The sequence below is a fragment of the Streptomyces griseocarneus genome (assembly GCF_014655595.1).
GTDB classification, from domain to species: domain Bacteria; phylum Actinomycetota; class Actinomycetes; order Streptomycetales; family Streptomycetaceae; genus Streptomyces; species Streptomyces griseocarneus.
On record NZ_BNBL01000013.1, the window covers coordinates 86,267 to 110,583 of the forward strand.

Below are 24,317 nucleotides of genomic sequence, written 5' to 3' on the forward strand. Positions count from 1 at the left end.
GAGCCTAGGCGAGAGGACGGGCGGCACATCACGCCGGCTGCCCCGGGGCGGGCGGCTCGGCCGGGCGCAGCCACGGCTCCAGCGCGGGCCGTGCGGTGCCGCGCCGGGCGTCCCAGGTGCCATAGCGGGGGTTGACGTCCACCCGCAGCGCGTCGGAGGTCTTCCGCAGGACCTCGTTCGTGCGGGCCGGGCCCAGCTTGCGCTCCAGCTTGGAGCGGACCAGCCCGGTCCGCAGCTCCTGGTCGACCTGGCCCGGCGCGATGCCGGCCGCGAGGAAGCGGCCCTCGACCGCGTCGGCCCCGCCGAGCATCCGCTCGACCTGCTGGCGGCGTTCCTGCAGCTCCCGGCGGGTGACGTCGACGCCGTTGTCCTGCCCGGCCCGCTCCACGATCCGGTACTGCACCAGGCGGACGAGGGTGTCCTGGCCGAGCCGGGCGCCGGCGGCCAGCAGCTGCGGGCCCTGCGGCGAGGAACGCTGCGCCTCGCGCACGTCCTCGACCTCCCGCTGCAGCTCGGAGACGGTGATCCGGTCCTTGCCCACGACGGCCGCGGCCCCCGGGTGCGGTGCCGACCCGCACCCGGTGAGCAGCGGGGCCGCTGCGAGCAGAGCGGCGGCGGATACGGAGAGCGCTGTCCTGCGGCGGATCATGAAGCCTCCCGGCAGAGATCACGAACGAACAGGGGCGGGGCGGTGATCGATGTTAGGCACTCGACGTGACCCGGGCCACTGATTCGGCCAACGATGTGGCGGGTGTTGAGGCACGTGGCCCAGTCGTCCGCCGTGCCGACCGCCGTCCCCGGCCGCCCGACGCCGCATACTGCAAGACCGGCGGACGCGCGGACGGGAAGAAAACCGGCTGAACCGGGCGGCCCGCCCGATCGTCTCCACAGGGGAGGCCGGAGGCCCGCCCCGGCCTTTGCATATCGTTCGTCACGCCGGCCCGCAGGGGGCCGCCGACCCGCACCACACCGGAGGACACCGCTCATGGACTCGGCCACCGCCGCCGCTCCGGCTCCCGGCCGCGGCACGGACGAGGCCACGCCCGAGAGGCACACCCGCCGCTCGCGCCTGCGTCGGCCGGGGCTCGACCCCTACTGGGTGGGCGGCATCCTGTTCGTCCTCTATGCCGCGCTGTCCCTCAGCCGCCATCTGCGGATGCTCACCATGTCCTGGGACCTGGGCATCTTCGAGCAGGCCATACAGGCCTACGCCCACCTCCGGGCGCCGATAGCCGACCTCAAGGGGCCCGGCACCAACATCCTCGGCGACCACTTCAGCCCCGTCACCGCGCTGATAGCTCCGCTCTACCGCCTCTTCCCCACCCCCGTGACGCTGCTCGTCGTCCAGGCCGCGCTGTTCGCGCTGTCCGCCGTGCCCGTCACCCGCCTCGCCGCCCGCCTGCTCGGCCGGGGCCGGGGACTGGCGATCGGCACCGCCTACGGCCTGTCGTGGGGAGTGCAGCGGGCGGTCGACTTCGACTTCCACGAGATCGCCTTCGCCATGCCGCTGCTGGCCTTCTCCCTGGAGGCCGTGGTGAACCGGCGCTGGCGCGCCGCCGCCCTGTGGGCGGCCCCGCTGGTGCTGGTCAAGGAGGACCTCGGGGTCACCGTCGCCGCCATCGGGATGCTGATGCTGCTGCGCCTGCGCGGGTCCCGCCGCGAGAAGGGCGCCACCGCGCTCGCCACCGCACTGGTCGTCTTCGGGCTCGCCGCCACCGCGCTCGCCCTCGGCCTGATCATCCCCGGCTTCAACAACGCCGGCTCCTACGACTACTGGAACAAGATCGGCAGCGGGGAAGGCCCCGCCCCCGTCATCCCGGCCGACACCGCCGTCCGCACCCTGCTGTGGGTGCTGCTGCCCACCACCGGCCTGCTGGCCCTGCGCTCACCCGTGCTGATCGTCGCCCTGCCCACCCTCGGCTGGCGGTTCGCCTCCCACGAGGAGCACTACTGGGGCACCGACTGGCACTACAGCGCCGTCCTCATGCCCGTCGTGTTCATCGCCCTCGCCGACGCGCTCGCCACCGCCCGGCACAGCCTGCGCCCGTGGCTGCGCCGCTACGCCCACCAGCTGCCGGCCGCCGTCGTCGCCGCCGCCCTCGCGCTGAGCGCCTCGCTGCCCGTCTACGGCCTCACCCAGCCCGACACCTACCGCGTGCCGCAGAGCGTCAAGGACGCCGACCGCCTCCTCGCCCGCATCCCCGACAACGCCACCGTCGAGGCCGACGTCGCCCCCATAAGCCGGCTCGTCAACCGCTGCCGCGTCTTCTGGACGGGCGACACCCGCGGCATCGACCCCGACTACGTCGCACTGCGCGTCGCCGACGGCAGGAGCACCCAGGACCACATCGCCGACGCCCACCGGATGCACCCCGGCGCGCGCTACGCCCTCCTGGGCACCGACGGCGGCATCGTCGTACTGAAGCGCACGGCCTAGCCGCCGGCTCCTGCCCCGGCCCGGGCCGGGGCAGGAGGGCTCAGCCCAGGATCGTGGTCAGGAACTCGCCCGTCCACGCCAGCAGCTCGCGGCCGACCAGCGGTTTGCCGCCGATGGGGCGGGTCGCCGGGCGCGGCACCAGGATCTGCTGGGTGGCCGGCTTCATGACCGTACGCGGATAGAGCCGCTTCAGGCGCAGCTCCTGCGACTCGCGCAGCTCCACCGGCCCGAAGCGCACGTTGGCGCCCTGCAGCGTGATGTCGGCGACCCCGCAGGAGCGGGCGAGCATCCGCAGGCCCGCGACCAGCAGCAGGTTCTCCACCGGCTCCGGCAGCTTGCCGTAGCGGTCGGTGAGCTCCTCGCGGACGGCCTTGATGTCCTCCTCGCTGGTGGCCGAGGCGATCGCGCGGTAGGCCTGCAGGCGCAGCCGCTCGCCCGGCGCGTAGTCGTGCGGGACGTGCGCGTCGACCGGCAGCTCGATCTTGACCTCGAGCGGCGGCTCCTCCTCCGCGCCGCCCTCCAGCGAGGCGCGGTAGTCGGCCACCGCCTCGCCGACCATGCGGATGTAGAGGTCGAAGCCGACGCCCGCGATGTGCCCGGACTGCTCGCCGCCCAGCAGATTGCCCGCGCCGCGGATCTCCAGGTCCTTCATCGCCACGTACATGCCCGCGCCCATCTCCGTGTGCTGGGCGATCGTCGCGAGCCGCTCGTGGGCGGTCTCGGTCAGCGGCTTCTCCGGCGGGTAGAGGAAGTAGGCGTAACCGCGCTCGCGGCTGCGGCCGACGCGGCCGCGCAGCTGGTGCAGCTGGGACAGACCGAAGTTGTCGCCGCGCTCGACGATGAGGGTGTTGGCGTTGGAGATGTCGATGCCGGACTCGACGATCGTCGTCGAGACCAGCACGTCGAACTTCTTCTCCCAGAAGTCGACCACGACCTGCTCCAGGGCCGACTCGCCCATCTGCCCGTGCGCCGTGGCGATCCGCGCCTCGGGCACGATCTCGCGCAGCTTCGCCGCCGCCCGGTCGATGGACTCCACCCGGTTGTGGATGTAGAAGACCTGCCCCTCGCGCAGCAGCTCGCGGCGGATCGCGGCGCCGATCTGCTTCTGGTCGTACGGGCCGACGAAGGTCAGCACCGGGTGCCGCTCCTCCGGCGGGGTGGTGATCGTCGACATCTCGCGGATGCCGGTGACCGCCATCTCCAGGGTGCGCGGAATGGGCGTCGCCGACATCGTCAGCACGTCCACGTTGGCGCGCAGCTTCTTCAGCTGCTCCTTGTGCTCGACGCCGAAGCGCTGCTCCTCGTCGACGATGACCAGGCCGAGGTCCTTGAACTTCGTCTCGGACGAGAAGAGGCGGTGGGTGCCGATGACGATGTCGACCGAGCCCTCGCGCAGCCCCTCGAGCACGGCCTTCGCCTCGGCGTCCGTCTGGAAGCGGGACAGCGCCTTGGTGACCACCGGGAACTGGGAGTACCGCTCGGAGAACGTCCCGAAGTGCTGCTGCACCAGCAGCGTGGTGGGCACCAGCACCGCCACCTGCTTGCCGTCCTGCACCGCCTTGAAGGCCGCGCGGACCGCGATCTCCGTCTTGCCGTAGCCGACGTCGCCGCACACCAGGCGGTCCATGGGGACGGACTTCTCCATGTCCTCCTTGACCTCGGCGATGGTGGTGAGCTGGTCGGGCGTCTCCGCGTAGGGGAAGGCGTCCTCCAGCTCCCGCTGCCAGGGGGTGTCCGGGCCGAAGGTGTGACCGGGGGCGGCCATGCGGGCGGAGTACAGCTTGATCAGGTCGGCGGCGATCTCCTTGACGGCCTTCTTGGCGCGCGCCTTGGTCTTCGTCCAGTCCGCGCCGCCGAGCCGGTGCAGGGTGGGCGCCTCCCCGCCGACGTACTTGGTGACCTGCTCCAGCTGGTCGGTGGGGATGTAGAGGCGGTCGCCGGGCTGGCCGCGCTTGGCGGGCGCGTACTCGACGAGGAGGTACTCGCGGGTGGCGCCCTGGACCGTGCGCTGGATCATCTCGAGGTAGCGGCCGACGCCGTGCTGCTCGTGGACGATGTAGTCGCCGGCCTGCAGGGTCAGCGGGTCGATGGTCTTGCGGCGGCGCACCGGCATCCGGCCCAGGTCCTTGCTGGCGGACTTCTGGCCGGTCAGGTCGGCCTCCGTCAGCACGGCGACCTTCAGGCCCGGGTCGACGAAGCCGGTGTCGATCCCGGCGCACGAGACGTGCACGACGGACGGCGACAGCTCGGCCAGGTCCGCGTCCAGGCGGGCCGGGATGCCCTCGCCGCCCAGCACCTCGACCGTACGGGCGGCCGGGCCGTGGCCCTCGGTGAGGAAGACCGTGCGCCAGCCGTCGGCGACCCAGCCCTTGGTGTCGGCCAGCGCGCGGGCGGTGTCGCCGCGGTAGGTCTCGGGGGCGTGCATGCCGAGCTTGAGGGTGTCGCCGTCGAGGTCCTCGTCGGCCGCGAAGGGACTGATGGACCACCACATCATGCCCAGCTCGCGGGCGCGGTCGCGGACGTCGGCGATGCCCCACAGCGAGGCCGCGTCCACGTCGATGGGCGCCTCGCCGCCGCCGGCCGTGGCCGCCCAGGACGCCTGCAGGAACTCCTGCGAGGTCGCCACCAGGTCGGCGGCCCGGGTGCGGACCCGCTCCGGGTCGCAGACCACGGCCATCGCCCCGGCCGGCAGCACGTCCAGCAGCAGCTCCATGTCGTCCACCAGGACCGGGGCGAGGGACTCCATGCCCTCCACCGCGATCCCCTCGGCGATCTTGCCCAGCAGCTCCCCGAGCTCGGGGTGCTCCTCCGCCAGCGCCGCGGCCCTCTCCCGCACGGCGTCGGTCAGCAGCAGCTCACGGCACGGCGGCGCCCACAGGCCGTGCTCGGCGATCTCCAGCGACCGCTGGTCCGCCACCTTGAAGTAGCGGATCTCCTCGACGTCGTCGCCCCAGAACTCGACCCGCAGCGGGTGCTCCTCGGTCGGCGGGAACACGTCGAGGATGCCGCCGCGCACCGCGAACTCGCCGCGCTTCTCGACCAGTTCGACCCGGGCGTACGCGGCCGCGGCCAGCGCCTCGGTGACCTCCCCGAGGTCCGCGCTCCGCCCGCTGCGCAGGCTGACGGGCTCGAGATCGCCCAGGCCCTTGACCTGGGGCTGCAGCACGGACCGTACGGGCGCCACGACCACGCTCACCGGGCCCGCGGCCGGGTCGTCCTTGCTGGGGTGCGCCAGCCGGCGCAGCACGGCCAGGCGGCGGCCCACGGTGTCCGAACGCGGCGAGAGCCGCTCGTGCGGCAGCGTCTCCCACGACGGGTACTCCACGACGCCGTCGGCGGGCAGCAGCGAGCGCAGGGCGGCGGCCAGGTCCTCCGCCTCCCGGCCGGTGGCGGTCACGGCGAGCACGGGCCGCTTCGCGTCGCGCGCGAGCGCCGCCACGGCGAAGGGCCGCGCGGCGGCCGGCCCCACGAGGTCGATGTGCGGCCGATTGCCGTCGCCCGCGGCCTTCACCGCTTCGGCGAGCGCCGGATCATTGACGACGGCGTCGAGCAGACCGTGCAGGCTCATGAAGGCTTTCCCGTCCCGGGGGTGGACAACGCGAACGGCCCGACACGTGCCGTACGGGCCCGGGCCGGGGGACTCCAGACTACGACGGCACACCGACAGCCGCCGGGCCGTGGCGGGGCGTCCGCCCCGCGCCCCGTATTCATGCCGAACGGCCCGGACGCGCACCCCCGTGGTGCGTCCGGGCCGTTCGAACCCTCGGGCAGCAGCCTGCTAGTCGGTCGCGATCGCCTTCAGGACGTTCATCCGCCCCGCCCGGAACGCCGGGATCAGCGCGGCGAGCAGGCCCACCACCGCCGAGCCGACGAAGACCGCGGTGATCGTCGGCCAGGGGATGTCCAGCGTGCCCAGGCCCTGGAGGGCCAGCAGCCGCTGGGACGTGATGCCCCAGGCCATGCCCAGGCCCAGGCCCAGCAGGGCGCCGAAGAGGGCGATGACCACCGACTCCAGGCGGATCATGCGGCGCATCTGGCGGCGGGAGAGGCCGATGGCGCGCAGCAGGCCGATCTCGCGGGTGCGCTCGACGACGGACAGGGCGAGCGTGTTCACGACGCCGAGGACCGCGACGATGATCGCCAGGGCCAGCAGGCCGTAGATCATGTTGAGCAGCTGGCCGACCTGGTCCTGGATGAGCTTCTTGTAGTCGGCCTGGTCACGGACCTTGACCTGCGGGTAGTCGGCGACCGTGGCCTTGAGGGACGCGGCGGCCTCCTTCTCCTGACCGTCGGCGGCCTTGGCGAGGACCATGAAGTCCAGCGGCATCTTGTCGGCGGGCAGGTAGCTGCGCGCGGTGGCGATGTCGGTGTACATCGCGCCCTTGTCGATGCTGGTGTCGTCCGAGGTGACGGCCCTGACCGTCAGCCGGGCGGTCCGGCCGTCGACCATGGCGACCTTCAGCCGGTCGCCGAGCTTGATGCCGTGGTCCTTGGCGAAGCCCTCCGGCACGGACATGGCGTCCTTGGCGTAGGCGTCCTTGAGGTCGCCCTTGACCGTCTCGGCGCGCACGTCGTCGGCGTAGGTGGGGGTCACCGCGGAGAGCCGCTGGGTGGCGCTCTTGCCGTCCGGGGTGGTGATCTTCGCGTTGACGATCGTGTATTCCGTGACGTGCTCGACGTGGCCGGCGGACTTGATCGCCTTGACGACGGCCGGGTTCAGCGGCTGCTGGTTCTCGGTCTGGACGATGAAGTCCGCGCCCACCGACTTGTCGAGCTGCTCGGTGGCCGAGGCGACCATGGAGGAGCCGACCACCGACAGGGCGGCGACCAGCGCGAGGCCGATCATCAGCGCCGAGGCCGTGGCGCCCGTGCGCCGCGGGTTGCGCAGCGCGTTGCGCTCGGCGAGCCGGCCGACGGGCCCGAAGACCCGCAGCACGACGGCGCTGATCACGCGGACGACGAACCCGGCGAGCAGGGGGCCGACGACCACGAAGCCGACGAGGGTGAGGAAGACGCCGAGGCCGAGCATCCCCGAGCCCGCCGCGGCGTCGTCGGCCTTGGCGGCGGCGACCAGCGCCAGCCCGCCCGCGGCGGTCAGCACCAGGCCGATGGCGGCCCGCACCTTGCCGGCCTTGCCGTCGGCCGGGGTGCCGGCGTCGCGCAGGGCGGCCATCGGGGAGATCTTGGTGGCCTTGAAGGCCGGCAGGCAGGCGGCGAGGACGGTGACGAACACGCCGATGGTCAGGCCCACGACCGGCGTCGCGGCCTTGATCGTGAGCTCGTTCATGTCGAGCTTCATGCCCATGGAGCCCATGAGCTTCATCAGCCCCACCGCGAGGGCGACGCCGCCGCCGATGCCCAGCACCGAGCCGACGACACCGAGCAGCACGGCCTCCACCAGCACCGAGCGCAGGATCTGCCGGCGGCTGGAGCCGATGGCCCGCATGAGGCCGATCTCGCGGGTGCGCTGGGCGACCAGCATGGAGAAGGTGTTGACGATGAGGAAGATGCCCACGAGGACGGCGATGCCGGCGAAGCCGAGCAGCGCGTACTTCATGACGTCCAGGAAGGAGCCGACGTCCTTCTTGTTCTCCTCCTTGCTCTCGGCGGCGGTCCGCAGGGCGTAGTCGCCGGCGGAGGAGCCGAGGGCGGCGGAGACCCGCTCCTTGAGCTGCTCGTCGCTGACGCCGGAGGCGGCGGTCAGTCCGTAGCCGCTGAACTCGTCGGTGCTGCCGAGGAGCTTCGCCTGGGCGGTCGGGGTGTCGAAGTAGAAGAGGGCAGCGCCGGGGTTCGTGGTCCTGAACGTGGCGATGCCGACGACCTTGACGGTGAAGTCGCCCGGGGCGGCGATCACCCGGAGGGTGTCGCCCGTCTTCACGCCGTGCTTGTCGGCGGTGTCGGAGTCGATGACGGTCTCGGCGGGACCGTGCGGCTCGTGGCCGCTGGTGATCTCGACCGACTTCTTCTGGCTCTCGTCCCAGTTGGTGCCCACGGTGGGGGCGCCGGAGGTGGGGCTGAGGCTCTTCTTCTTACGGTCGACGACGGTCAGTTGCTGGCTGTCGGCCGACGGCTCGACCTTGGTGACGCCGTCGACCTTGGCGAGCTTCGCCCGCAGCGAGGCGGGGACCGTCGCCGGCTTGCCGGTCTGCTGCGCGTCGTCGTTCTTCTTCGGGCCGACGGAGACGTCGGCCGCGGTGTTGGCGAAGAGCTTGTCGAACGTGGCGTTCATGGTGTCGGTGAACACCAGCGTGCCGCAGACGAACGCCACCGAGAGCAGGACCGCGACGGCGGACAGCGCCATGCGGCCCTTGTGCGCGAGGAAGTTGCGCAGCGAGGTCTTGAGGACGGTCACGACACCCGGCCCCGCGCGTCGAAGTGCTTCATCCGCTCGAAGACCGCCTCGGCGGTGGGCGCGTGCATCTCGTCGACGATCCGGCCGTCGGCGAGGTAGAGGACGCGGTCGGCGTAGGAGGCGGCGACCGCGTCATGCGTCACCATGACGATGGTCTGCCCCAGTTCGTCCACCGAGCGCCGCAGGAAGCCGAGCACCTCGGCGCCGGCGCGCGAGTCGAGGTTTCCGGTCGGCTCGTCACCGAAGATGATCTCGGGGCGGGCGGCGAGGGCGCGGGCGACGGCCACGCGCTGCTGCTGGCCGCCGGAGAGCTGGTTGGGACGGTGCTTCAGGCGCCCGGCCAGGCCGACGGTCTCCACGACCTGGTCCAGCCACTGCCGGTCCGGCTTGCGGCCGGCGATGTCCATGGGGAGCGTGATGTTCTCCAGGGCGTTGAGCGTCGGCAGCAGGTTGAACGCCTGGAAGATGAAGCCGATGCGGTCCCGGCGCAGCCGGGTCAGGTGCTTGTCCTTGAGCCCGGTGATCTCGGTCTCGTCGATGAATATCTGCCCCGAGGTGACGCTGTCGAGGCCGGCCAGGCAGTGCATCAGCGTCGACTTGCCGGAGCCGGAGGGGCCCATGATGGCCGTGAACTGCCCGCGGGCGATGTCCACGTCCACGTGGTCGAGCGCGACGACGCGGGTCTCCCCGGACCCGTACGCCTTCAGGACCTGACGGGCCCTCGCCGCGACGGCCGCATGCCCTCCACTGCCCCCGGTCCTGGGAATCGATACAGCCGTTGTCACGGTGGTTTTCTCCTAGTTGGTTCTGCGAAGTCCGCTGTGCGGCGGGGTGACGGGCTCCAGCCTGCGGCAGGCCCGGTGGCGGACGCGATGGTGCTCGTCCGTGTTCCGGGGGTGGGGACAGCCCCACCCCCGCACCCCGGCCGTCCCCATGAATCTAGGTGGCGAAATCGCGCCCCTCGTCCTGCTGCAGTACGAACCGCAAGGAGGAGAACGTACGGAGCCTCCCCTAGGGGAAGCCGTCCCTCAGGGCGATGACTTCTCAGGGTCGGGTACGTACATCGGCGGAGAAACCGACACCTGAGGGGTAACGAACGGCGAAGAAACCGTGAAGCCGGTCCCCGGACAAGACAATTGGGGTTGGAGAGAATTAGTGTTCGGGTCTATGGCCGTGGGGGGCTGACGTGCGACCCCCTGCTGGGAACGGCCGCCGGTCTCCCAAGGAAGCAGCCTCCGTGAAGATACTTGGTACTCGCGCTGCCAGCGTCTCCCGCCAGGGACTGTGCACAGCTCTGCTCGTCGCCAGCCTGACCACGGCCGCCGTCGGGGCCACTCCGCACAACGCCGCCGACGGCGACCCCTCCCCCGGCACCGACAACCCGCAGAGCCGCCCGCACGGCACCCCCAACCTCACCCTCCCCGACCTCCGTCCCAAGCCCGGCGCCTCGGGCAAGCCCGGCGAGCACGCGCTGCCGCCCGGCGGCGAGGACTCCGGCATCCCCGCGACCGCGCTGGCCGCCTACAAGAACGCCGAGGCCATCGCCAAGGAGAAGTACCCGAGCTGCCACATTCCGTGGCAGCTCGTCGCGGGCATCGGCAAGGTGGAGTCCCACCACGCGGCCATGGGCGGCCGGCTGAACCCGGACGGCACGACGGAGAGACAGATCCTGGGCCCGCAGCTGACGGGCGGCGAGTTCGCGAAGATCACCGACACCGACGGCGGCCGCTGGGACGGCGACAAGCTCTACGACCGGGCCGTCGGCCCCACCCAGTTCATCCCCTCCACGTGGGTGCTCTTCGGCGCCGACGGCAACGGCGACGGCGTCCAGGACCCCAACAACATCTTCGACGCCGCCGCCGCCACGGCCCGCTACCTCTGCTCCGGCAACAAGGACCTGACCCGCGCCGCCGACCTCGACAAGGCGGTGCTGAGCTACAACAACTCCCGCGAGTACGTCAACGCCGTGCTCGCCTGGATGCGCACGTACCAGAAGGGCGAGGTCGGCCCGGTGCCGGACGGCCCCGGCCTGCCGCCCTCCCCGTCGGGCAACACCCCCGCGGGCACCCAGCCCACCCCCTCCGGCACCCCCGGCGGCGGATCCACCACGCCCCACAAGCCGGGCGGTACCGGCACGGGCACGGGCACCGGCAACAACGGCGGCAACACCGGGCACGGCGGCAGCACCAACAAGCCCGCCCCCCACAAGCCCGGCGGCGGCGAGAAGCCCGGCGGCGGCGGCACCGACAAGCCCACCCCGCCCGCACCCGCCCCCGTCACCCGCCTCGACCGGGCGAGCGAGCGCAAGCTGGAGGCCACGGCCGGCGAGGACTTCACCGCGCAGCCGCGCGTACGGGCCCTGACCGGCGCCGGCAAGCCCGCCCCGGACGGCACCCGCGTCCGCTTCGAGATCGTCGGCGACACCGACGCCCGCTTCCCCGGCGGCACCACCCAGGCCGTCCGCACCACCAAGGACGGCGGCATGGCCACCGCGCCGACCCTCCACGCCGGCGACTGGCCCGGCCAGTTCACCGTCCGCGCCACCGTCGAGGGCCGCGACATCGCCCCCGTCGACTTCGCCGCGACCGTCAAGAACGCCCCCGCCCCGCGCGCCGACGAACTCGTGCGCGTCGGAGACGGAGACCTCAAGGCCGCACCGAAGGCCACGTTCACACAGAAGATCCAGATCAAGGCGCTCGGCAAGGGCAAGCCGGTGGACGGCACCGCGATCACGGCCACCGTGCTCGACGCCGACGGCAAGCCCCTGGCGAAGACCGGCCCGTACTTCAAGGACAAGGACGGCAAGCCCACCCGCTCGCTCGCCCTGCCCAAGACGGACAAGGACGGTCTGGTCACGCTGCCCGAGCTGTTCACCGACGAGCAGACCGGCAACTACACCCTGCGCCTGGCCACCGCCGACGGAACGGTCGTCGTCCTGAAGCTGACCGTCGCGGCCCCCGCGGCGGACAAGCCCGGCCCGTCCCAGCCGTCCGCAACGCCCAGCCCGGCACAGACCCCGGCCAAGCCCGCCCAGTAAGGCCACACACGTCCCGCCCGCCCCCGGCGGGCGGGACGACGTGTCCCCCAGCAGCTCCGGATCAGTCCGCGGCGCCCGCGTCCTCGGCCACCGGCTTGCCCGTCAGCGCCGCCAGGCTGTGCCGCACATGCGCCATGTGGGACTTCAGCTCCTCGCGCCGCTCCTCGTGCTCGCGCAGCACCCGCTCGGTGTCCCGCGCGATCCGCTCCTCCCGCACCCGGGCCTGCGCGATCACCGCGGCCGCCTGCGCCTCCGCGTCCTCCTGCCCGTGCCGGGCCGCCTCCTCGGTGTCCGCGTACCGGCGGCGCGCGTCACCCAGCGCGGTGCGCGCGTACTCCTCGAGCGCCGCCACCCGCGCGTCCATCGCCGCCTCGCGCTCGGCGATCTCACGGCCCGCCGCGTCCCAGCGCTCGGTGTGCTCCTTCTCCTGCTCGGCCAGGATGTGCGTCGTGCGCTGCCGCATCTCCGTCAGCGCCGCCAGCGACTCCTCACGGCGCTTCTTGACCTCCTGGGTCACGGTCGTGCGCACGTCGTCGGCGACGGTCTCCGCGGCGAGCAGCGCCTGGCGCGCCCACTCCTCCGCCTCCGCCCGCACCGCCACGGCGTACTCGTGCGCCGCGTCGCGCAGCCCCCGCGCGTGCGTCTGGGCGGCCTCCTGCACCTCCGCCGCCCCGGCCTCCGAGCGCTCCCGCAGCCCCGCGGCCTCCAGCTCGGCCGTCGTCACCAGACCCTGGGCACGCGGGCCGAGCGACTCGTACGTCTGCGGAGGCATCTTCGCGACGACCTGCTCCAGGCGCCGCACCTCGTCCTCCATCTCGCGTGCGAGGACGGTCAGCCGCGCCGCCCGCTCCCAGGCGGAGTCGCGCTGGCGGGCGAACTCCGCCAGCGCGCGGTCGACCTGCTCAGGCCGGTAACCGCGGCCTCGTACGACAGCGAAACCGTCAGGAGACAGCGATGAACTCATCCTTGTAGCCCCTTATATCCGGAAATCCGGTATGCGACAGGTCCGGCGTACATCATTCCCGTACGAGCGAAGTGCCCTTGCCGCGACACTCCGCGGCGCGGGGTGCCCGCCCCCCGTCCCGGGTCGGGCACCCCGCGCCGTCCGCGCACGTCTCGGCCGGTCGCTAGAAGAGACCGTCCCACATCTGCTCCAGCAGCACCGCCCACCAGTTCTCGGGCGACGACAGCGCGGCCGGGTCCAGCGCGGCCAGCTGGTCCTGAAAGTCCACGGTCCAGCGCCCGGCCTGCTCCGGCGTCAGCCCGTAGCGCCACCGCCACATCTTGCCGAGCAGCGCCAAAGAGCGCACGAACTGAGGAAGGCTCGTGTTGACGAACTGCGGCGGCACCGGGTGACCGTCGGGCCCCGCCTCCATCGGCACGGCCACGATGTGGGCCGTGCCGTACTGGACGCACAGCTGACGGCCGTAGTCGCTGCCCATCACGAGGTACGAACCGGCGTCCGCCGCCGCCCGCACCCCGCGCTCCGCCGCCAGCTCCGCCAGCGTCGGCACCGGACGGCCCGGCTGGGTCTGGCCCCAGAAGAACGGCCCGAAGTCGGCCGGCAGACCCGCCCAGACCAGCGTCTGCGCGACGATCTCCGGCACGCCCTGGCGCGAGACGGCCCGCTGGTCGAAGCGGAACACCTGCGGCCCGAAGGCCTCGGCGAGCTCCCGCCCGATCACGTCCGGCCCCACCGGCGGCGTCATCTGGATCTGCTGCGGATGCGGCAGCGGCACCCGGTTCGGCGCGGGCCGCGCGGGCCCGTCCGCCACCTGGTGCAGCTCGCCCTGGTGCTCCACGAGATGGCGCACGCCCTGCTGCCGGGTCGCGTGGTCCCGCCCGTAGGCGGCCGTGTGACTGATCCTCACCTGCGGCCACGTCTCGCGGATCATCCGCGCGCAGTAGCCGCCGGGCAGGTCGCACGACTCCAGCTCGGTGTGCAGCTCCAGCACCTGCTGCGGCGGCACGTTCATCGCCCGCAGCTCGTGCAGGATCTGCCACTCCGGGTGCGGGGTGCCGGGCGCGCTGCGGCGGATGATCTGCTGCTCGGACCCGTCGTGGGCCCGGTAGCGCAGGACGGCCATGTAGCCGGGCCCCACGGTGGGCAGGCCCGTGGGGGCCTGGGGGTAGCCGTACGCGGGCGCCGGGGCCTGGGGGGCCTGCGGCGGCTGCGGGACCTGGGGTGCGGCCGGCACACCGGGGGCCTGCGGGGCCGCCGGGCCGCCGGGGCCGGCGAGCATCGTCGCCGCCGCGTGCACCCCGCCGGGCCCTTGCGGGGCCTGCGGGGCGCCGGGGGCGCCGGGGTGCGCGAGCATCGTCGCCGCCGCGTGCGCGGGGTGGGCCCCCTGCGGGGGCTGCGGGTGCTGCGGAGCCTGGGGTGCGGCCGGAGGCTGCCCCGGAGCCGCGGGCGCACCGGGCGGCGCGGGCGGCACGGGCCCGCCGGGGCTCGCCAGCATGGTGGCCGCGGCGTGCGCGTCACCGGTCGCGGGCGGCGCGACGGGAGCCTGCGGAGCCACGGGAGCCGCCGGGGCGGCCGTGACGGGCTGCCCCGTCTCGTCCAGCTGCGAGACCATCTGCGTCCGTACGTACCCGCCGGCCGGAGCGCCGGGCGCGGCGGCCGGAGCGACGCTCGGCGCGGCGGGCGTGGCCGGGGCGACGGGTGCGGCAGGCGTGACGGGCGTTGCGGGGGCGGGCGGCATCGCCGGAGCGTTCGGGCCGCCGACGGCCGGGGCGATCGTCGTGCGCGGCAGGGCGCTGCCCTGCGGCATCAGCGCCGTCTTCGCGTCCGGCCGGACGCTCGGCGCCGGGGCCTCGTCGACGTCGGCGCCCGACAGCGCGGGCGTCAGCACCGTGGCGGGCAGCCCGACCACGTGGTCGTCGCCGTCGTCACCGGACACATCGGCACCCGCCCACGGCTCGGCATCGCCCGGCGCCGCCGACGCGTCACCGCCCGAGGGCCACTCCACCGGAGCCTGCGAAGCCTCGGGGGCCGCCGGCCCGCCGGACGCCGCGCCGGCGACATCGGTGTCACCCGCGTCGTCCGCCGCCGCCTCGGCCGGGGCCTGCGGTTCCGCGGGCACCGCGTCCGCCGGCGAAGCGTCCACGACGGGCTCGGGAGCAGGCACGGGCTCAGGAGCAGGTACGGGCTCAGGAGCAGGCACGGGCACGGGCGCGGGAGCAGGCACCGGCACCGGCCCGGCAGCCGGGTCGTCCGCACCGGAACCCGCCGAGCCGGCCGAAGAAGAGCCGGCCGACGAAGAACCATCCGCCGAAGAACCGTCCGACGCGGACCCGGACGACGACCGCCGGTCCGGGATGCCCATCGCGTCCGCCGCCTCCTGCAACCACTCCGGCGGGCTCAGCAGGAACGACGTCGCATTGAGGTCCAGCCGCTTCGGCGGCGCCTCCGGAGCCTCGTGCACCGACTCGTCCACGGCCCCGTACTCCTCCTCGTACCGCCGGATCACCTCACCCACCGGCAGTGCGGGCCACAGCGTCGTCTCGCCGCTGTCCCGCGCGATGACCAGCCGCAGCCGGCCGCCGTCGCCCGTCGGGCCGTCCTCGCGGTCCTCGGCCCAGACCACGAAGCCCAGGTCGAACTCCCTGACGCACACCTCACGCTGGAGATAGGCCGGCACGTCTCCGTTGACCCAGCGCTCCGCGCGCTCCTGCGCCTGCGCGAATGTCACCATGGCGCCGCTCACTCCTCCACCGGGACGGCGTACGCGAAACCGCCGTCCACCATCAGGTTGGCCACCGTCTCCAGCTCCGGCGGTCCGCCCGCCAGACGCGACAGGAACGCGTCGAAGTCCTCACCACACGGCAGCAGCAGCCGCTCCACCCGCTCCTGCACGGCCCAGCCGTCACGGTCACGGGCATCGTCGTACGGGCAGAACCACACCGAGCCGATCGCCTCGCCCTTGACCTTCACCGCCAGGACGCCGCCCTGCACGAAGGCCACGCCCAGATAGTCCTTGGTGAAGTGATCGCGCAGACACTTGTTGATGTAGACGAGGTCATTGACCGCGGCCTCGTCACGCACCGTGAAGAACGGCTGGTCCAGCAGCAGCCCCAGCTCCGCGTCCAGCGCGGCGCCCACCGGCGCACAGCCGCCCGCCGCCTTCAGGAACGCGCGATAGGCACCCGGCAGGCGGTAGCCGAGATCCTCCTCGACGCCCTGCACCTGCTCCTCCGTCACCGGCAGGTCCCGGTGCGGCAGCGCGAAGTGCACCGGACGCGTCTCCTGCAGCGGACGCGTACCACGCTTGTCCTGGTCGACGGCCGCGGTCGCCAGACCGCCGTGATGCCGCAGCAGCGCCTTCACCTCGGCCGGCACCAGCTCCAGCCGGCGCGTCCCCGCGACGTGGTGCCAGGTCCAGCCGTGCGGCGTCGCCACCGGCGGCAGGCTCGCCCACAGCTCGTGGCCGGCCGCGTGCTGGGCCGCGTTGGCCGACACGTAGTCGGTCAGCCGCAGCTCGTCGACGCCGAACCCCTCCGGCGGCTCCGCGATCTCCGCGGCCGCCCGGGCGTACGGCGAGAAGTCCGGGAAACCCTGCTCGTCCACGCGCACGCCCTTGGGATAGCGGCTGCGGCGGACCGGGTCCGGGAAGTGCACGACCTGCCCGGCATAGGCCGCGTTCGGTGGCGCGGCTTGTTGCCCGAGCCGACCTGTCGTCATGGCGGAAGCCCCCTGCTGACTGTGTCTCCTACAGGACTACTGAAGACCCGGACATGCGGCGGACGCCGGGAACACTCGTGGGCGACAGCCTATGCGGTGTCGCGAGCGGGGGCCCCGGCCGCCGCCCGGCCCCACCCCCGCACAGCCCGCGCACACGCTTGCAGATGCGTACGAACCCCCACCAGCCCAAGCCCCGTGAAGCGCCGCCCCGCGACAACTCGTAACCCCACAGTGATCATTCGGCGCAGGAGCACCACGCAAAACAGACCTGGCTTTCACTCCGGCCACCCCATTTGGCAGGCTGATCCCCGCAACAGGGGGATTGCACGGGAGGGAAGAAGCGCCATGCACACCACTCAGGACCGGCACACCGAGCACACCGGCACCGGCACACCCGGCGACCCCCGGCTCACCTGGAGCTCCACCGACGAAGCCGACCGCCCGCCCGCCCTGCTCCGCCGCCGCGACGGCATCCTGCCCACCGTGGCCGCCGCCCTGTCCGTCCGCGGCGAAACCCTCACCTGCACCGCCGGCAAGTCCGGCCAGCCCCCCAGACTCCACCCCCTCGTCCAGGACTTCCTGGACACCCTCACCATCGAACGCCGCGAACGCTTCACCGGCCGCTGCCCCGAAGCCGTCCTCCTCACCCGCTACCTCAGCGCCCACGAACCCAGCCGCAGCAAACGCGCCGCCCGCAAACCCCTCACCCACGGCGACGCCCGCCGCGCCCTCAAGGGATCCAAACTGACCGCCCGCCACATCCGCGAGGACGGCGACCCCCGCCACGGCGAATACGCACCCCCCTGCCGCTCCTGCAGCGCCCTCCTCGCCCACTTCGGCGTACGCCCCGTCGACCCCGGAACCCCCACCCACGGCAGGAACTGACCACCACCGATGCGCGCATTCGACCGCACCGCCGCCACCCGATTCCCCGTCGCCGTCGACGCCGCCCTGCGCGAAGCCGGCTGGCAACCCGGCCGCTGGGACATCAAGGCAGCCGAACACTGGGCCGACGCCCTGCGCGCCCACACCTCCCCCGCCGGCCACCGCCACACCGTCTTCCCCGCCGCCGTCGAAGCCTGGGCCGAATTCGGCGGACTCCACATCACCCCGCCCGGACCCGGCCGGCACATCGCCCCCACGCCCTTCCACATCGACCCCCTGCACGGCCTCCACCTCGCCCGCACCGTCGCCGACCTCGGCCGCGCACTCGGCACCGAGATCTGCCCCCTCGGCCAGGAAATGGACGGCCAGGCCCTCCTCGCCATCGACGCCCACGGCCGCGTCTACAGCCTGGACCACACCGGAGACTGGTACCTCGGTTCCGACATCGACCACGCCATCGGCGCCCTCGTCACCGGAACCCGGCCCTCACGCCTCACCGCCCCCGGCCCCGCCTAACCCCCCACCGGCCCCCACCGGACCCTCACCGGACACCCGTGTCCGGAATCACCGCCGACACCCGGAAACCCCCCGCATCCGTCGGACCCGACACAAAGACACCACCGAGCGCCGCCACCCGCTCCCGCATCCCGACCAGCCCGTTCCCGCCACTCGGCAACCCAGGACCGGCATCCGCACCCGCATCCGACGGACCGTTCTCCACCTGCAACGCCACCTCCGCCTCCCGATGCGCCAGCCGCACCAGCGCCTTCGCACCCGGAGCATGCTTGTGGACGTTCGTCAGCGCCTCCTGCACCACCCGGTACGCCGTCTGCTCCACCTCCGGCGCATACGCACGCTCCTCCCCCATCACCGACAGCTCCACCGCCATCCCCGCATCCCGCGACTGCCCGACCAGATCCCCCAACCCATCCAGACAGGGCCCGCCGTCCCCGGCATCCACCACGCCACCGCCCCCGGCACCCGCAGCACCCGCCGCGACCCGCACCCGCGCCGACGCCGCCGTCGCCACCGCCGCCAACCGCTCCGACTCCACCGCACCCGGCGGCCGCACCCCCGCGTCCGAACCCGAACGCAACACACCCAACATCTCGCGCAACTCCGTCAGCGCCTGCCGGCCCATGTCCCCCACCAACGCCGCGTTCCGCGACGCCTTCTCCGGATCCTTCAACGCCACCGCCTGCAACGCCGCCGCATGCACCACCATCAGCGACACCCGGTGCGCCACCACGTCGTGCATCTCGCGCGCGATCCGCGTCCGCTCCTCGTTACGGGCCCACACCGCCCGCTCCTCGGCCCGATCCGCCAGCAGCGACAGCTCCCGCTCCAGCCCGTCCGCCCGCTCCCGCAGACTCTCCACCAGCCGGCGTCTGGCCCCCACGTACAACCCCAGCAACACCGGCGGCGCCGTCAACCCCAACGCCATCACCAGCGAAAACACCCACGTCAGCCAGAAACCCGGCCGGTAACCGTCCTGCGCCATGTCCTTGTGGAACCGCGCGAACGTCACGATCAACGTCCCCACCAGGGACGCCCCCGCCAGCACCGCGATGATCCGGCGCGGCACCTCCGACGCCGCCAGCGTGTACATCGACACGATCCCCAGCAGCACCCCCATCTCGGCGGGCAGGATCGCTATCGACACCAGCACCACCGCGACCGGCCACCGCCGCCGCAACAGCAACGTGGTCCCCGCCGGCAACCCCACCAGCCCCCCGAGCACCCCCGGCAACCCCGCCTCCTGGGCGAAGCTCACCCCCTCCAACGCACACTCCAGGGCCGACACCACAGCCAGCACCGCATCCAGCACCAGACTCCGCCGCCGCACCCACCACCACGGCCCCACCGGCGCGCCCCGCGCGCCCGCCTCCGCGATTGCCCCCGTTGTGGTCATACCACCCAGACTACGGGCGGGCGCCAACGGATTTCCGGTCCGTACAACAGCACGGGGCGCACTCGAACGGGAGCGAAAAGATGCCATTTCGCTCGAACTGGCGAATCGATCAGGTATCCGTCCTTCCGCCCCACGGCGCGAGCGAACCTGCGGTCATGGTCCAAGCGAAGACAGACATGCGGGCCCGCGCCCGCGAGCTGCGACTGGCCGGGAAGACCTACGACGAGATCGTGGCCGAGCTGGGAGTGTCGAAGAGCTCGGTCTCCCTGTGGGTGCGGGACCTGCCCAAGCCGCGCAAGACGGCGGAGCAGCTGCACGCGATGCGGGAGGCCCGCTGGGCGCCGCACCGCAGGGCGGTGGCGATCAAGCGCATCGAGACCAAGCTGGAGGCGGCGAACGAGATCGGCCGGCCGACGGACCGGGAACTGTTCCTGATCGGGGTCGGGCTCTACTGGTCCGAAGGCACGAAAAGCAAGCCGCACCGGTTGAGCGAGCGCGCCACGTTCATCAACAGCGATCCGGACATGATCACGCTTTACCTGGCATGGCTACGCCTTCTCGGCGTCGAGGAGGACCGCCTGCGCTTCCACGTGATGATCCACGAGTCCGCCGACGTCGCCGGCGCGGAAGCATTCTGGGCGGACGTCGTGGGCGCCGACGGCGGCGCCTTCGGCAAAACGACACTGAAGAAGCACAACCCGAAGACCATCCGGAAGAACGTCGGGGACGACGACCGCGGTTGCCTGATCGTCCGCGTGACCGGAAGCGCCGACCTGTACCGTCGCATCGAAGGCTGGTGGTACGGCATAGTGGTCTCTGCGTGTCGGTCCGATCAAGCAAATCGGACAAACTAGGCGAACTATCCCGGGTCGTCTAATGGCAGGACAAATGATTTTGGTTCATTGAATGAGGGTTCGATTCCTTCCCCGGGAGCCCTGAATGCGGGTCCTGACCTCCCAGGTCAGGACCCGCGCGCGTTTCCCCCCGCTTACGCCCCGGTATCCTGCGGGTGTCCACCCCCTCGAAGCCGAAGGGCACACCCGTGAGCGCCAACCGCCCGGCAGCCGTCGTCGTCCTCGCAGCGGGTGAGGGCACCCGCATGAAGTCGGCGACCCCCAAGGTCCTGCACGCGATCTGCGGTCGCTCCCTCGTCGGGCACGTCGTGGCCGCCGCCCGGGAGCTGGACCCCCAGCACCTCGTCGTCATCGTCGGGCACGCCCGCGAGCAGGTCTCGGCGCACCTGGCCGAGATCGACCCGGCCGTCCGCACCGCGGTGCAGTACGAGCAGAACGGCACCGGTCATGCGGTGCGCATGGGTCTGGAGGAGCTGTCGAACGGCGGCATCACGCTCGACGGCACCGTGGTCGTCGTCTGCGGTGACACTCCGCTGCTGACCGGGGAGACCCTCAAGCGTCTGTCGGACACCCACGCCGCCGACGGCAATGCCGTGACCGTGCTGACCGCCGAGGTGCCGGACTCGACCGGCTACGGGCGCATCGTGCGGGACGAGGCGACGGGCGCGGTGACCGCGATCGTCGAGCACAAGGACGCGACGGACGCGCAGCGTGCGATCCGTGAGATCAATTCCGGGGTGTTCGCGTTCGACGCCCAGCTGCTGGCGGATGCGCTGGGCAAGGTGCGTACGGACAACAGTCAGGGTGAGGAGTACCTCACCGATGTGCTGGGGATTCTGCGTGAGGCGGGTCACCGGGTGGGTGCGGCCGTCGCGGCCGATCACCGGGAGATTCTGGGGATCAACAACCAGGTCCAGCTGTCGGAGGCGCGTCGGCTGCTCAATGAGCGGCTGCTGCACGCCGCGATGATGAGCGGTGTGACGGTGGTGGATCCGGCGACGACGTGGGTGGACGTGACGGTGTCGTTCGAGCCGGACGCGCTGGTGCAGCCGGGTACGCAGCTGCTGGGTGCCACGCATGTGGCGACCGGTGCGGAGGTGGGCCCGAACACCCGGCTGACGGACACCACCGTCGGGGCGGGTGCCCGCGTGGACAACACCGTGGCGGACTCGGCCGTGGTCGGTGAGGGCGCGACCGTGGGTCCGTTCGCCTATCTGCGGCCGGGTACGCGTCTGGGTGCGAAGTCGAAGGCCGGCGCGTACGTCGAGATGAAGAATGCCGAGATCGGTGAGGGCACGAAGGTGCCGCATCTGTCGTATGTGGGTGACGCCACGATCGGCGAGTACAGCAACATCGGCGCGGCGAGCGTCTTCGTGAACTACGACGGTGTGAACAAGCACCACACGACGATCGGCTCGCACTGCCGTACTGGATCGGACAACATGTTTGTGGCTCCGGTCACGATCGGGGACGGCGCGTACACCGCTGCCGGCTCGGTCATCACCAAGGATGTGCCCCCGGGTTCGCTCGCTGTCGCCCGTGGCCAGCAGCGGAATATCGAGGGTTGGGTGGCCCGTAAGCGCCCGGGAAGTGCTGCCGCTCAGGCTGCTTCCGCAGCTCGCCGGGAGACCGACGGCGAGCAGTGACCGTGACACCGGCACGCCGTGCGGGGCGTACCGTGATAAGCGCACACAAAGCGACATCCAAGGAGAATGTGCTGTGACCGGGTTCAAGACGACCGGCGAGAAGAAGCTGATGCTCTTCTCCGGCCGCGCCCACCCCGAGCTTGCCGAGGAGGTCGCGCACCAGCTGGGCGTCTCTCTCGTCCCGACCAAGGCATTCGACTTCGCCAACGGCGAGATCTACGTTCGCTTCCAGGAGTCGGCTCGTGGCGCCGACTGCTTCCTGATGCAGAGCCACACCGCTCCGATCAATAAGTGGATCATGGAGCAGCTGATCATGATCGATGCTCTGAAGCGGGCTTCCGCCCGGAGCATCACCGTGATCCTTCCCTTCTACGGCTATGCCCGTCAGGACAAGAAGCACCGTGGTCGCGAGCCCATCTCCGCCCGCCTGATCGCGGACCTGATGAAGACGGCCGGCGCCGACCGCATCCTGACGGTCGACCTCCACACCGACCAGATCCAGGGCTTCTTCGACGGCCCGGTGGATCACCTGTTCGCGCTGCCGATCCTGGCGGACTACGTGGGTGCGAAGGTCGACCGCGACAAGCTGACCGTCGTCTCCCCCGACGCCGGCCGTGTGCGCGTGGCCGACCGCTGGTGCGACCGTCTGGGCGCGCCGCTGGCGATCGTGCACAAGCGGCGTGACAAGGACGTGGCGAACCAGGTCACGGTTCACGAGGTCGTCGGTGACGTCAAGGGCCGGGTCTGTGTCCTGGTCGACGACATGATCGACACCGGTGGCACGATCTGCGCGGCTGCGGACGCGCTGTTCGCCCATGGTGCGGCGGACGTGATCGTCACGGCGACGCACGGTGTGCTGTCGGGTCCGGCGGCGGACCGTCTGAAGAACTCGAAGGTGAGCGAGTTCGTGTTCACCAACACGCTGCCGACGCCGAACGAGCTCGAGCTCGACAAGATCACGGTGCTGTCGATCGCGCCGACGATCGCCCGCGCGGTGCGTGAGGTGTTCGAGGACGGCTCGGTGACGAGCCTCTTCGACGAGCTGGGCTGATCCTGTTCGTCCCTGCTGTAACGATCTTTCACTGATCGATTTCTGGGCGGCCTCCCCGCCGGGTAGACTCCTCGAGTTGCTCGGCGAGGGAGGCCGCGCCGCTTGTGAAGGCGGTGTGCGGCGGTCCGTTATCGACGCGCTCTTCGTAGCAGGCCTGTCGTGGGCCGGGTAACCGTCCACACCACCTGTTCACGAGGAGTGCACCATGGCTGAGGTCAAGCTCACCGCTGCCGTCCGTACCGACTTCGGTAAGGGCGCCGCCCGCCGCATCCGCCGCGAGGCCCAGGTTCCGGCCGTCGTCTACGGCCACGGCTCCGAGCCGGTTCACGTGTCCCTGCCGGGCCACGACCTGATGATGGCGCTGAAGACCCCGAACGTCCTGCTCTCCCTGGACATCGAGGGCCGCAACGAGCTGGTCATCCCCAAGCAGGTTCAGCGTGACGCGCTCAAGGGCTTCCTCGAGCACGTCGACCTGCTCGTGGTGAAGCGCGGCGAGACCGTCACCGTCGAGGTTCCGGTTCAGACCGAGGGCGACCTGGCCCCGGGTGGCAACCTGCTCGAGCACACCCTGACCGCCCTGCCGGTCGAGGCCGAGGCCACCCACATCCCCGAGGCCGTCACGGTCTCCATCGCGGGCCTGGAGGCCGGTGCCTCCGTCCTGGCCAAGGACGTCGTCCTGCCGGCCGGTGTCGCGCTGGCCGTCGACGCCGACGCCGTCGTGCTGCACGTCGTCGCCGGTTCGGTCGAGGCTCCGGCCGCGGCCGAGGGTGCCGAGGCCTGATCCTCGCCCTCTGGGGTTTTTCTGTGCGACCGCCGTCCCGCTCCACCGGAGCGGGGCGGCGGTTGGCTATGAAGGAGATATGCAGATGACGGACGACTCGAGTCCCTGGCTGATCGTGGGCCTGGGCAACCCCGGCGGGGAGTACGCCGGCAACCGCCACAACGTCGGCTTCATGGTCGCCGACCTGCTCGCGGAGCGGCTGGGGGCGAAGTTCAAGGCGCACAAGGCGCGGGCGCAGGTGGTGGAGGGCCGGCTGGGTGCGCCGGGTCCGTCGAGCCGCCGGGTGGTGGTCGCCAAGCCGATGTCGTTCATGAATCTGTCGGGTGGTCCGACGGCCGCGTTGCGGGACTTCTACAAGGTGCCGGTGGAGCGGATCGTCGCCGTGCACGATGAGCTGGACATCGATTTCGGGCAGCTGCGGCTGAAGCTGGGTGGTGGCGACAACGGCCACAACGGCCTGAAGTCGATCACGAAGGCGATGGGGCCGGACTACTGCCGGGTGCGGTTCGGCATCGGCCGTCCGCCGGGGCGGATGCAGGTGGCGGACTTCGTGCTGAAGGACTTCTCGTCGACGGAGCGCAAGGAGCTGGCGTTCGAGGTGGACCGGGCGGCGGATGCGGTGGAGACGCTGATCGTGGACGGTCTGGAGCGCGCGCAGGGTACGTACAACTCCTGACTCCG

The 24,317-nt window shown here is 71.9% G+C and carries 17 protein-coding genes and 1 tRNA gene; 10 read left to right on the plus strand and 8 right to left on the minus strand.

Features of this window, described 5'->3' with window-relative positions; translation table 11 throughout:
* Window positions 1–28: 28 nt before the first annotated feature.
* Window positions 29–649: a SurA N-terminal domain-containing protein gene (locus tag IE295_RS27670; RefSeq protein ID WP_190066494.1), complete on the minus strand. Its 621-nt coding sequence runs from the start codon at window positions 647–649 to the stop codon at window positions 29–31.
* A 336-nt stretch (window positions 650–985) separates the two neighbouring features.
* On the opposite strand from IE295_RS27670, the gene IE295_RS27675 reads away from it, so the two are divergent.
* Window positions 986–2,437 (plus strand): DUF2079 domain-containing protein, encoded by a 1,452-nt coding sequence (locus IE295_RS27675; RefSeq protein ID WP_190066495.1) that lies wholly within the window; start codon window positions 986–988, stop codon window positions 2,435–2,437.
* A 40-nt stretch (window positions 2,438–2,477) separates the two neighbouring features.
* Here IE295_RS27675 and mfd read toward each other — a convergent pair whose 3' ends face one another.
* The 3 genes from mfd to IE295_RS27690 form a co-directional block, all read right to left on the minus strand.
* Complete coding sequence (mfd, locus tag IE295_RS27680; RefSeq protein ID WP_190066496.1) at window positions 2,478–6,005, minus strand: transcription-repair coupling factor; 3,528 nt, start codon at window positions 6,003–6,005, stop codon at window positions 2,478–2,480.
* Window positions 6,006–6,215: 210 nt separating this feature from the next.
* The gene (locus IE295_RS27685; protein WP_190066497.1) at window positions 6,216–8,789 is read right to left on the minus strand and encodes an ABC transporter permease; all 2,574 of its coding nucleotides are present in this window, start codon (window positions 8,787–8,789) and stop codon (window positions 6,216–6,218) included.
* Complete coding sequence (locus IE295_RS27690; RefSeq protein ID WP_190066498.1) at window positions 8,786–9,574, minus strand: ABC transporter ATP-binding protein; 789 nt, start codon at window positions 9,572–9,574, stop codon at window positions 8,786–8,788. Before IE295_RS27690 ends, IE295_RS27685 begins: the two co-directional genes overlap by 4 nt.
* Window positions 9,575–10,026: 452 nt before the next feature.
* Between IE295_RS27690 and IE295_RS27695 the strand changes: the two genes are divergently transcribed.
* Window positions 10,027–11,826, plus strand: coding sequence for a lytic transglycosylase domain-containing protein (locus IE295_RS27695; protein WP_190066499.1), 1,800 nt, complete (start codon window positions 10,027–10,029; stop codon window positions 11,824–11,826).
* Window positions 11,827–11,887: 61 nt separating this feature from the next.
* On the opposite strand, the gene IE295_RS27700 is transcribed toward IE295_RS27695, so the two are convergent.
* The 3 genes from IE295_RS27700 to IE295_RS27710 form a co-directional block, all read right to left on the minus strand.
* Complete coding sequence (locus IE295_RS27700) at window positions 11,888–12,790, minus strand: coiled-coil domain-containing protein (protein WP_190066500.1); 903 nt, start codon at window positions 12,788–12,790, stop codon at window positions 11,888–11,890.
* Window positions 12,791–12,953: 163 nt separating this feature from the next.
* Window positions 12,954–15,521 carry an SUKH-4 family immunity protein gene (locus tag IE295_RS27705; RefSeq protein ID WP_190066501.1) on the minus strand — a complete coding sequence of 856 codons (2,568 nt, stop codon included), beginning with the start codon at window positions 15,519–15,521 and terminating at the stop codon, window positions 12,954–12,956.
* An 8-nt stretch (window positions 15,522–15,529) separates the two neighbouring features.
* Window positions 15,530–16,507, minus strand: a complete 978-nt coding sequence (locus IE295_RS27710; protein WP_190066502.1) for an SMI1/KNR4 family protein — start codon at window positions 16,505–16,507, stop codon at window positions 15,530–15,532.
* A gap of 345 nt (window positions 16,508–16,852) precedes the next feature.
* Here IE295_RS27710 and IE295_RS27715 point away from each other — a divergent pair, with 345 nt between their 5' ends.
* Window positions 16,853–17,392 carry a YwqJ-related putative deaminase gene (locus IE295_RS27715; protein ID WP_190066503.1) on the plus strand — a complete coding sequence of 180 codons (540 nt, stop codon included), beginning with the start codon at window positions 16,853–16,855 and terminating at the stop codon, window positions 17,390–17,392.
* A 9-nt stretch (window positions 17,393–17,401) separates the two neighbouring features.
* Window positions 17,402–17,908, plus strand: a complete 507-nt coding sequence (locus IE295_RS27720; RefSeq protein WP_190066504.1) for an SUKH-3 domain-containing protein — start codon at window positions 17,402–17,404, stop codon at window positions 17,906–17,908.
* Between the two features lie 25 nt (window positions 17,909–17,933).
* Here IE295_RS27720 and IE295_RS27725 read toward each other — a convergent pair whose 3' ends face one another.
* Window positions 17,934–19,304: a sensor histidine kinase gene (locus IE295_RS27725; protein ID WP_190066505.1), complete on the minus strand. Its 1,371-nt coding sequence runs from the start codon at window positions 19,302–19,304 to the stop codon at window positions 17,934–17,936.
* Here IE295_RS27725 and IE295_RS27730 point away from each other — a divergent pair.
* The 6 genes from IE295_RS27730 to pth all read left to right on the plus strand — a co-directional run bounded on the left by IE295_RS27730 (window position 19,295) and on the right by pth (window position 24,312).
* Complete coding sequence (locus tag IE295_RS27730; RefSeq protein WP_372479366.1) at window positions 19,295–20,158, plus strand: hypothetical protein; 864 nt, start codon at window positions 19,295–19,297, stop codon at window positions 20,156–20,158. The genes IE295_RS27725 and IE295_RS27730 overlap by 10 nt on opposite strands.
* Window positions 20,159–20,166: 8 nt before the next feature.
* A tRNA-Gln gene (locus tag IE295_RS27735) sits at window positions 20,167–20,237 on the plus strand.
* 109 nt (window positions 20,238–20,346) lie between these two features.
* Complete coding sequence (gene glmU / locus IE295_RS27740) at window positions 20,347–21,804, plus strand: bifunctional UDP-N-acetylglucosamine diphosphorylase/glucosamine-1-phosphate N-acetyltransferase GlmU (RefSeq protein ID WP_190066507.1); 1,458 nt, start codon at window positions 20,347–20,349, stop codon at window positions 21,802–21,804.
* A gap of 73 nt (window positions 21,805–21,877) precedes the next feature.
* Entirely contained in the window at window positions 21,878–22,855 is a 978-nt protein-coding gene (locus tag IE295_RS27745; protein ID WP_190066508.1) for a ribose-phosphate diphosphokinase, read from the plus strand.
* Window positions 22,856–23,060: 205 nt separating this feature from the next.
* On the plus strand, window positions 23,061–23,636 hold the full coding sequence (locus IE295_RS27750) for a 50S ribosomal protein L25/general stress protein Ctc (protein WP_190066509.1): 576 nt from the start codon (window positions 23,061–23,063) through the stop codon (window positions 23,634–23,636).
* 85 nt (window positions 23,637–23,721) lie between these two features.
* Complete coding sequence (gene pth, locus IE295_RS27755) at window positions 23,722–24,312, plus strand: aminoacyl-tRNA hydrolase (protein ID WP_190066510.1); 591 nt, start codon at window positions 23,722–23,724, stop codon at window positions 24,310–24,312.
* Window positions 24,313–24,317: the final 5 nt, after the last annotated feature.